This is a genomic window from Clostridium prolinivorans, assembly GCF_004011155.1.
In the GTDB taxonomy this organism is placed as follows: Bacteria; Bacillota; Clostridia; order Clostridiales; family Clostridiaceae; genus Clostridium_AT; species Clostridium_AT prolinivorans.
Window position 1 is genome coordinate 1 of the sequence record NZ_RJWG01000036.1, and the last position, 2,364, is coordinate 2,364.

At 30.3% G+C, this 2,364-nt stretch carries 1 protein-coding gene, 2 tRNA genes and 1 pseudogene; all 4 read right to left on the reverse strand.

The genetic code is table 11. The features are described 5' to 3' along the window. Window positions 1-383: 383 nt before the first annotated feature. Window positions 384-1,511 (reverse strand): DUF362 domain-containing protein, encoded by a 1,128-nt coding sequence (locus tag EGD97_RS12150; RefSeq protein WP_078683334.1) that lies wholly within the window; start codon window positions 1,509-1,511, stop codon window positions 384-386. Window positions 1,512-1,758: 247 nt separating this feature from the next. Beyond that, window positions 1,759-1,911 (reverse strand): annotated as a pseudogene (locus EGD97_RS12660) (RNA-guided endonuclease TnpB family protein); the annotation flags it as partial. Between the two features lie 40 nt (window positions 1,912-1,951). Next, window positions 1,952-2,027 (reverse strand) — tRNA-Ala (locus EGD97_RS12160). 3 nt (window positions 2,028-2,030) lie between these two features. After that, window positions 2,031-2,107: transfer RNA gene (locus EGD97_RS12165), tRNA-Ile, on the reverse strand. Between the last annotated feature and the right edge of the window lie 257 nt (window positions 2,108-2,364).

Below are 2,364 nucleotides of genomic sequence, written 5' to 3' on the forward strand. Positions count from 1 at the left end.
TTATTCTCTGTTTAATTTTCAAAGACCAATCATTTCGCTATCATCCGACAGCTTTTATAGTTTATCAAATTTAAATTATTTTGTCAACAATTTTTTATAAATAATTTTATTTAATATTTAATCTACTAATAAAATATTTTTATATTATTGATAAAATATTTTTACTCAATGACGAAAATTATTTTATCACATTTTTTTTATAATATAAGATAAAATAGATTATTTATAATTAAATAATCTATTTTATCTTTTTTTTTCGCTTTATTTCTATTTATTTTGCATAATGATACACCCGGCAAAGTATACAATATTAATTTAAAGCTATTATAATTACATTAAAGATTAATACACACTAAATTATAGTCTTTCATTTATAAATTAATCTATTTTACAACTACCAATTCATAATTCTGGGTACCATATCCTATTTCTTCAGCATGATTTAAACTTGCTCTCCAGTCAGTATTTGGATGAATGTGATGAATTTTATCATTATTTTCACTATGTCCTTCACATTCATTTATCTTTTCTTCTAAGTAGCTTCCTTTCATTACAGGAGCAGCATTGACCATATCTATGCAAGCTTTATCAAGTGCTACAGGATCAAAGGATGCCATTATACCTAAATCAGGTACTATTGGAACATCATTACTATCCCAGCAATCACAATTTGGAGATACATCCATAATAAAGCTGATGTGAAAATTTGGCTTATCTTTAATTACTGCATAAGCATATTCTGAAATTTTTTCATTTGCAATATCAGCAGATTCATTCCATATTACTTGAGCAGCGTCAAATTGGCAGACTGCAACACATTGACCGCAGCCAACGCACTTATCATAATCTATTGAAGCCTTCTTATTTTCATTAAGTGTTATTGCTTCTTGAGCACAATTATTAATACATTTTCTACAAGCTGTGCAATTTTCTTGAACAATATGTGGTTTTGAAGCTGAATGCATTTCAAGTTTCCCACCTCTAGATCCTGAACCCATACCAAGATTTTTTAGAGTACCTCCAAATCCGGTCATTTCATGTCCTTTAAAATGAGTCATTGATATTATAATATCTGCATCTGCAATTGCAGTACCTATTTTGGCACTCTTACAATGTTTTAAATTTAATTCTATTTCTCTGTAGTCCGTTCCTTTAAGTCCATCGGCAATCATAATATGACAGCCAAGAGTTAATGGATTGAATCCATTTTCATAAGCTGCCTCTAAATGATCTATCGCATTTGCTCTTCTCCCTGAATAAAGAGTATTTGAATCTGTTAAAAATGGAATCCCACCTAATTCCTTTATAACACTAACTACTTTTGCAGCATAATTCGGTCTTATGTAAGCTAAGTTTCCAGGCTCTCCAAAGTGAATTTTTATAGCTGTAAACTTATTCTTAAAATCTATATTTTGTATCCCAGCTTTTTTTATAAGTCTTTCAACTTTATCTAAAAGATTAACACCAGGTTTTGTTCTAAGATCTGTAAAATATACTTTTGATTTTTCCATAACAAATACCTCCCCATAAAAATTTAATAATTTTTATTATATCATACTATATAAGCTCTATATAATTAAAAAGTAATAAAAATAACAAAAATTATATAATTATATTAAAAATAATTATTTAATTTTCTTTAATTCGTAATTTGAGCATACCCACCAACCCTGCTACACTATAGCTTTTTTACAATCTGGAAGTCTTGTTACAAGATTGCATCTAAAATCACAAACCCATTTGGCTTTATAAACCTTACCAACTAGCTTTATACTCTACCGTTCTTTTAAACTCTGAAAAATTCCCTTCACTCATAGCCTTAGCTAACTTGTGGCTCTGCTTCATATTCTTAACTTTTAAGTCCTTAATAACTATAGATTAGTTTTCTCTAATTAGTTTAATTGCTAATTTAAAATTTAATGTAAAAAAAAATCAGTCCTTTCGGACTGATTGGTGGAGATATAGGGATTCGAACCCTAGACCCCCTGCGTGCAAGGCAGGTGCTCTCCCAGCTGAGCTATACCCCCATATGGTGGACCTTCAGGGACTCGAACCCCGGACCAACCGGTTATGAGCCGGTTGCTCTAACCAACTGAGCTAAAGATCCATGTTATTAACCTGGCAACGTCCTACTCTTCCACTCGGTCNTCTTATAATACAGCTGTCAAGGCATTTCAAAAAATTTATTTTTAGATTTTATTGTTTTATTTATTATGCTCCGCCATTGAGCTACCACGGAATAGTAATATAAAGAAAACAATATTTTAATTGTTCTCTCAAAATTGCACAGATTAATTTAATTGACTTAATATAATTGGTCAAGCCCTCGACCTATTAGTATCAGTCAGCTAAACATGTTACCAT